A 7308-nucleotide genomic window follows, 5' to 3' on the forward strand; every position below is an offset into this window, starting at 1 on the left:
ATAAAAATATTCCGGAGTGTGCAAAACTTGGCATGATAACTGGAGTTAGAGGGGGATACCAAGTTTCGATTTCTTAAGTTAGATATAGTGTTATAAATTTAGGCTCGCACCATATTTTTTAAGCCACTCTTTCCTCTCGCAGTAATCGGGCAAGATTTTATCCACTTCATTCCAGAAAGCATCATCATGGTGTTGATGATGTAGGTGACATAGCTCATGCACAACAATGTAATCAATCACCTTGGGGGGAGCCATCATGCATTTCCAATGGAAGTTGAGTTGCCCATTCCCGCCACAGCTTGCCCAACGAAATCCCATGTCTTTGACCTTGATCAGGCTGGCAGAAACGCCAACCTTGGGGACATAGTAGCCAACACGCTCCTGAAAACGCTGTTGTCCCTTTTGCGTATAGTAATGCTCGAAAGCCTGTTTTGCCGCCTCGACACCACCTGTTTCAATAATAGGGCGATGGAGGCAAAAACGCCCATCCTTAAGCAACAAATCTTGCGCCTGATCTGCCACCAGTGCCAGCCGGTAAGTGCGCCCCAAGTACAGAAAGGATTCACCATTCACCCAGCTACGTACTACCGCGCTGGCGTTTAAATACCGCCACTCGGCAAGGTTGCGGTAAATCCAAAGACGCTTGCTGTCCACCACTGTATCGACCTGTTCAGGTGTGTAATGCTCAGGTGGCCTAACGGTGACAGTGCCATCACGCTCGATCACAATGTCGGTGGTTTTGCGTGGGCTACCGGGCAACAGATAGTAATCAATGTCTCGAATACGACGGGCATTCATCAGCGTTTATCCTCATCATCCTTATCGGTTTTGTTGAAACCTTGCAACAGTGAGTCATGCCGATTCTTAGCCAGATTCATGATCTCAATCGCAAGGCGTTCGCGCTGTTCCTTCAGCGCAGGAATGCCAGTCAGGGTCAATGCCGTTTTGATTTCGCTGCGCGTGCGTTTTTGTTTGTCGGCATTCTTCCAAAAATCCATGCTGCCAATACTGTGTTGCAGCTTATCCACGATGGCTTCCATTAATAGTTTCATCTTAGGCTTCGCAGCTTCTGGCACGTTACCCTGCTCGAATGCCTGATTGGCGATATGTTCAAAAAACGTAGTTGCCTCGCGGCTCATGCCCTCTTCGCCTTGCTTACGCCCTTCCAGCGTGACAGAGCGCAATTTTTCCAGTTCCTCCGCCAGTTTTTCCCATTGATCCTTGTACTGGTCAATCAGTTTATCCACTTTCTCTGCCATGCTTTGGTAAAACGCGGGGTCTTCATTGTGGTGAACCGTGCAGTGCTTGCGCAAGGCGTGTTCCATTTCGCTGGCTTTGGCTTCGGCATTGCCAGCGGCGTGCTGGTTCAGGCTTTCAATAAACGCTTCAGATAACAGCTCAACCGGCGGCACTTTGGGGTTAATGCCAAGGCTGATCAGATGTTCATTAATCAGGTCTTTGACCTTTTGCCCGGCATCCCCCAGATTCAGACTGGTATCCTTATAACGTTCCTTGGTGACGCGCTGGATATAGCCAAAACGCTTGGCTGGAATCCGGTAAGGCTGGGCTGCTGGGTGCGGCAGGATAATATCCATGCTCATCAGGAATTTTTTCAGGTAGACCTCGAAATCAGCGCGGATTTTTTCATTTTTCAGTAGCTTGACGGCTTCATGTACCACCTTGGCATCGGTTTCCACCGAAGTCAGTTTGCCTTGCACAAACTCTCGGAGTTTTTCGACCTTATGGCTGGAAAAAAGCTGTAATAACCGCTGGTAGCGTTCTTCCAGAATCGGAATTTCCGAATGGATATTCTTTAAACCCGCCTGCAATTCCTGTTGCTCATCCGTCGCGGCATACAGGGTTAACGCATCGGTCAGGTTTTCGGTCAGACCGATATAGTCGACTACATAACCGCGTTTTTTACCTTTTTTGACTCGGTTGGTGCGGGCAATGGCTTGCAACAAGGTATGTTCGCGGATTTTCTTGTCGATGTACATGACTTGCTCGACAGGTGCATCAAAGCCGGTCAGCAGCATGTCGCACACAATCAGGAAGGCAATGCCCGTATGGGGTTTGTCCGGGTCATCGAAGGCGAAGTCCTTACAGAAGTTTTCTACCGCATTCCACGCTTTGGCTTGTTTGCGTGCCTCGGTGATATAAGCCGCCTCGTTAGTACCATCGCCAGAAATCACCACGGCGGCTTTGAGGCATTGCAGTTGCTTGATTTTTTCCTTATCCGTTGCTGCTGCCACTTCCAGCCCGTGAATATAGTCTGCTAGTGCTGTTTCAATCGCCCGTTGGTAACGCACGGCTGCCAGCTTGGAATGGCACACCACTTGTGCTTTGAAACCATTGGGGAAAATGTTTTCCAGATAATGCTTTACCAAGTCTTTGGTAATGGCCTCAATGCGTTTTTCCGCCTCCAGCAAATCCCCGGTCGCGCCGTATTTTTTCTTGATGGCTAACAGTTCGGCTTCAGTGCGGTCTTTAAACAGGTTTTCAAACTGGGTTTCAAAGCCGTGCTTGTCATTCAGGGCGGCATCGGCGGTACGGCCTTCGTACAAAATCTGTAAGGTTGTGCCATCTTCCACCGCATCCAGCAGGCGGTATTCATCAATGTAACTGCCAAAACGCTTGTAGGTCTTTTTCTCGCCGTGACGCTCCGTAATCAATGGTGTGCCCGTAAATGCAATCCGCATGGCGTTGGGAAAGGCTTCAAAAATATTGTCACCCAAATCCGAACCTTGGGTACGGTGGGCTTCGTCAATCATCAGTACAATGCGTTCGGATGCATTGACGACCCCAAAGGTTTGGGCGGTGGGAATCACCTGATAAGTACCCAAAGCTTCGGCGACTTTTAGCGGCATGGCTTCATCGCGTATCTGGAATTTATGCGCCATCACCATCGTGATGTCGGAGCTGTCGCTGGACAGTTCAGTGCGCAAGGCGCGGCGGTTCTCGATGGTATTGACCCGCCCGCCAATCAGGGTAGCGGTTTTAGCAAGCTGATCTTCCAGATCGACCCGATCATTGACCAATACGATCTTGTAATCACTCAAATCACCAGAAGCCCGCAACATTCGCGCCACAAACACCATCGTCAAACTCTTGCCGGAACCTTGGGTATGCCAGACCACGCCGCTACGTGCTTCGGCATTGTTACCCTCACGCAACCGCTGCACGATCTTGTTAGCAGCACGAAACTGCTGGTAACGGCACACTACCTTGATACGCGGGCCTGCATCCGTATCCATGAACACCGTGGCGGTGCGCAACATGTTCAGCAAGTTGGCTTTATTCAACATCCCGTTGATAAGCTGTTGCTGTTGGTTCATGCCTTTCGCGGTGCTATCCGCTTGCGGCCACTGGGTTTTCCAAGGGTAAAAATGCTCTTCGCCGGAGGTAATCGTGCCGCAATCGGCTTCCATACCGCTACTACGGATTAGCAGCATATTGGTATGGAACAGGCGTGGTTCGCCCTCTTTCAAACCCTCCTGCAAGGTCGCTTTGCGTTTGTTCAGGTAACGCTGGAGTTGTTCAAAGGCTTCACTCATTGGGTTGGCGCAATGCGAACCGCCCTTTTTGCATTCCACCACCACCAGTGGGATGCCATTCACAAACAGCACAATGTCAGGAATGATGAATTGTTTGACACAGCCGGGGGTGTCGATGCGGAACTGGTTAATAGCGTGAAACTGGTTGTTTTCCGGCTGGGCAAAGTCGATTAGCTTAACCACCGGGTCTTGTTCGCCGGTGATTTCATTCACATCCACTTGCGCTTTGAACAGCAGTTTCTGGATGGCTTCATTAGCTTCCAGCAGGGTTTTGTTGGGCTGGCGGCTGATCTGGTCGGTTAAATCCTGAATCTGCTTTGTAGTTAACCAGCTTTGACCGTCGGCGGTTGTGTTAATGGCAGTCACCGCTTGCTGGAAGACTTCAGGCAATAGCCATTGGCGAAAGTGGCGGCGCAGGCTTTGCGTGGGGTCGTGGGGGATTTCCTGACCTTGGTCGATGCTCGTCCAGCCCAATGCGGCAAGCTGTTGCAGAAAGGGTTGTTCAACCTCGGTGTATTCGCTCATTTAATTGTTTTCATCAAACGGGTTATAGAGTTTGACGCGGGTTGACTGAAAATCTTTGGTATTTCGGGTGACGAGTATCAGATCATGAATCAGCGCGGTGGAGGCAATTTGTTTATCCAGCGCATTTTCAGGGTGCGGCACGCGCAAATGCCCCCATAGTTGGGCTTCTTCTCTACCGAAATCCAGAATCTGTTCGCTGTACTCTTCAAGCACGGTTGTTAACCAGCGTTCCAGTATTGTGGCTTGTTCCTGATCACCGCGATGGTAAATCAAGTCAATACCCCGGCGTAACTCACCGAGCGTAATCACACTGAGATAACAGACAGAACCCTGTTCTTGGGCTTGTGTTACAAACCGCGCCACACCGGGATTCATCCGCTCTTTTTTACGTAGTTCGCTGATAACATTAGTGTCCAGTAAATACATCAGCTAAACACTTCGGGTGCTGCATCATTTTGAATCCGCTCAAAGTCGCTGTCTCTGCCGACATTCGGCATCTCTTTCAACAGATCAAGGAAGCTTTTCTTTTTGGGGCGCATCAGCACCTGTTCCAGAATTTGACGGTGGGCGGCTTCTGCGCTGATCCCCACACGACTGGCGTGTATCTTTAATGCTTGAGCGATTTCATCGCTGATGTTTCTTACAATGAGATTAGCCATTGTTGTCACCTCATGCTGCTTCTGATAGCCCAATGATAGCATTGCTATCGCTGTTTTGAAAATCGAAGATTGTTTTGTGCATTTTCCTTAATGGTGGTGGTTTAAAGCGGTGATTGTTGCAAACGCTCAAGAGCCAACCCAAGACGTGCCTCATCAATGAGGCGAGCGGTCTTCGTAAGTTTTGCCGTTATCGGCAACTTGTTCCATTTTGGAACATGTTAGATTTTCGTCCAACTCACCCGTCTCGAAAATGTTTTTCAGGTGCTTGGTGATGGCAGGGCGACCTACGCCAAACAAATCCGTCAATGCTTTTTGTGTAAGCCATACGCTTTCATCCTGAAAGAACACATCGACTTTGATGGCTCCGCTGGGGACTGTGTAGAGCAGGAATTCACCTTGTGGGTTTGGGGTGCTCTTAGGCATGGTTTTCCTCCGTATCTTCAACCTTGACCTGCACCTTACCGGTCAGCAAATCGTGTATCAACCCCGCTTTTTGCTTCCGCAGCTTCTCCTAACAAAACGTTTGAAATTGTCGTTGAGTTTTTCAATATGAATATTATCAATCCCCAAGAAAGGAATGCCATTTTCAACGAGTTCTGATTTTAATAACGCACTACCAAAAGGGCCACACCTAAAGTTATTAGGCAGATTAGCTAATAATGATTCCAGTGTTACAAGCTCTCCCCACTCCTTCGGAATCCACCCAATCGCCGTTTCCTGATACAACTCCGGTGCGGTTTCTCTCGGTGGGCGCAGTTTGCCATCTGCCCCGATGCCACGGGTAAACAGGTCGTGCATCAAACCAGATTTGATGAGCTGGTATTTTTCGATCAGGGCTTGGGTGGATTCGATAGCACGGTCGATATTAGATAGAATTACACCAATTTTAGTTTGAATAGGTTTTTTAGGTATTTTTCCTTTGGCTTTTTTTACATCTTTGACCGATAAGTGCTTAACCGTTGTTGCGGCTGTAATGTCATTAACCTTTTTAATAAACGGTTGCAGCCAATAAAAAACAAACTCCAAATCCATTTCATTAGAGTCAAGAACCTCAATTTTTAGTACTCGTTGATTCAATAGGGCATCTTGATTGTTCCATTTTGAAATATGAAAATCACCATCCATACCAATCAAAATATCGCCCTGCCGAATCACATACATAGGAAGATAACTACCTGTGTAATATGTCTCGATTTTAGAGTCTAGTACGTCCCTAATACGAATTAATGGCATTCCTTCTTCGGTAGAAAATCGACTCGAAAAAAAAGGAAAACCACTAAGCAGTTTTAGCTTATTGCCTATGTTTTCTTCTTTCCATTGGGGTATTTCACTCATAGCCTAGCTCCGTTAGGAAGGCTTGCAGTTGGGTGGCGGCTGCGTCGCGCTGCGTTTCGATTTCGCGGGCGGTGACGCGGTACTTCGCCCAGAGGTTTTCGATGGCTTTGATGCAGGCGCGTTGTTCCGCCCGCAAGTAGGATTGGTAAATATCCATCAGCAATGCCCGCAATCGGGCAATGATCACCTGCCGCGCCTCATCGGTGGAAATCTTGCGCCGCGCACTTTCCACCAGTTCATCGCGCCGCCCTTCGATGCCCTTGATGGTTGCCCGCACGGCTTTCAGCTCGTCTTCCAGCGCGGTATGCCGCGCAAGACTCACCGCCACACTCGCCGCCCGCTGGTAGAAATGCTGCCCCTGCTGCATCGCTGCCGTCAACGCACCCGCGTATTCACTGACAAACTCCACCTGTGCCGCCAACTCCAGAATCCGCTGCCCATTGGCAAACTGCGGGTCTTTGGCATTAAAACCCTCGGTGCAGTATTCACCTTTTTTCACCGATACGGGCAACAATCCCGCCGTTTTTAGCTCGGTGAACATATCACCCGCTAAATCCTTGACCGCCTTCAGTTGCGCTTTCCAATCCGCATTATGTTGCTTGAGGTCGTCTTTCTTTTTGCTCACCTCATCCGCCGGTAACACGCCCACATCATCCGTGTCTTCAAAATCTTCCTCACTGGCGGCAGCAAACAACGCCTGCAATTCCGCCATCCGGCTTTGCGCCTGTTCCAGTTCCGCCAACACATCGGGGAACTGGCTTTGCAGAATGTCCTCATCCGGGATCAGTTCCGCCCCCCAGCCACTGGCGGCAATCGACTTGAAATCAGCCTTGAGACGGTCAACATAATTGGCAAATGCCCCGCGCACCTGAAAGCGGGTCAGCAGGTTTTGCCCCACCAATGCCTGCTCGATACTGCTCAACAAGCCGGTACGCATCACATACACATTGCGCGGACGTGCATCCTGATTGTCCGTATCAGGAGCCAAGGCTTCCACAATCGGCAAATTGGCTTGCCACCAGTCTTCCAGCGTTTGCATGAAAGCGGCGTGGCGACTCATCACGCTGTGATGGTGAGTGACGAAATCGGCAATGTCGCGCTTGTCTTCCAAGGCCGGGGAAAAATCGAGGTATCCGTTTCCAATGTCATTAGAAGAAACCCCACCTAACCTCCCCTTATCAGCATAAGTATCTACACAAATTGTCGGACGGTTTTTTTCAGGCCGTCCAATTGTT

The 7308-nt window shown here is 49.4% G+C and carries 7 protein-coding genes; all 7 read right to left on the minus strand.

Features of this window, described 5'->3' with window-relative positions; all coding sequences use genetic code 11:
* Nucleotides 1-90 precede the first annotated feature (90 nt).
* Nucleotides 91-798, minus strand: coding sequence for a SprT family zinc-dependent metalloprotease (locus tag Q0307_RS18770; RefSeq protein WP_298662830.1), 708 nt, complete (start codon nucleotides 796-798; stop codon nucleotides 91-93).
* Nucleotides 798-4079: an HsdR family type I site-specific deoxyribonuclease gene (locus tag Q0307_RS18775; RefSeq protein ID WP_298662831.1), complete on the minus strand. Its 3282-nt coding sequence runs from the start codon at nucleotides 4077-4079 to the stop codon at nucleotides 798-800. The genes Q0307_RS18770 and Q0307_RS18775 overlap by 1 nt, the downstream gene beginning before the upstream one ends.
* Nucleotides 4080-4505, minus strand: a complete 426-nt coding sequence (locus Q0307_RS18780) for a type II toxin-antitoxin system VapC family toxin (protein WP_298662833.1) — start codon at nucleotides 4503-4505, stop codon at nucleotides 4080-4082.
* Nucleotides 4505-4738, minus strand: coding sequence for a DNA-binding protein (locus tag Q0307_RS18785; protein WP_298662834.1), 234 nt, complete (start codon nucleotides 4736-4738; stop codon nucleotides 4505-4507). Before Q0307_RS18785 ends, Q0307_RS18780 begins: the two co-directional genes overlap by 1 nt.
* A gap of 153 nt (nucleotides 4739-4891) precedes the next feature.
* Nucleotides 4892-5161 (minus strand): hypothetical protein, encoded by a 270-nt coding sequence (locus Q0307_RS18790; protein ID WP_298662836.1) that lies wholly within the window; start codon nucleotides 5159-5161, stop codon nucleotides 4892-4894.
* Nucleotides 5162-5218: 57 nt separating this feature from the next.
* Nucleotides 5219-6073 (minus strand): restriction endonuclease subunit S, encoded by an 855-nt coding sequence (locus Q0307_RS18795; RefSeq protein ID WP_298662838.1) that lies wholly within the window; start codon nucleotides 6071-6073, stop codon nucleotides 5219-5221.
* On the minus strand, nucleotides 6066-7308 hold a 1243-nt coding region (locus tag Q0307_RS18800), incomplete at its 5' end, for a hypothetical protein (protein ID WP_298662840.1). The genes Q0307_RS18795 and Q0307_RS18800, both read right to left, overlap by 8 nt.

The organism is uncultured Thiothrix sp., from assembly GCF_937873765.1.
GTDB lineage: Bacteria > Pseudomonadota > Gammaproteobacteria > Thiotrichales > Thiotrichaceae > Thiolinea.

Bases quoted from the DNA above. Each gene is read 5' to 3' on its own strand.
- Q0307_RS18795 (WP_298662838.1), bottom strand. From the start codon at position 6,073: ATGAGTGAAATACCCCAATGGAAAGAAGAAAACATAGGCAATAAGCTA.
- Q0307_RS18790 (WP_298662836.1), bottom strand. From the start codon at position 5,161: ATGCCTAAGAGCACCCCAAACCCACAAGGTGAATTCCTGCTCTACACA.
- Q0307_RS18770 (WP_298662830.1), bottom strand. From the start codon at position 798: ATGAATGCCCGTCGTATTCGAGACATTGATTACTATCTGTTGCCCGGT.
- Q0307_RS18785 (WP_298662834.1), bottom strand. From the start codon at position 4,738: ATGGCTAATCTCATTGTAAGAAACATCAGCGATGAAATCGCTCAAGCA.
- Q0307_RS18780 (WP_298662833.1), bottom strand. From the start codon at position 4,505: ATGTATTTACTGGACACTAATGTTATCAGCGAACTACGTAAAAAAGAG.
- Q0307_RS18775 (WP_298662831.1), bottom strand. From the start codon at position 4,079: ATGAGCGAATACACCGAGGTTGAACAACCCTTTCTGCAACAGCTTGCC.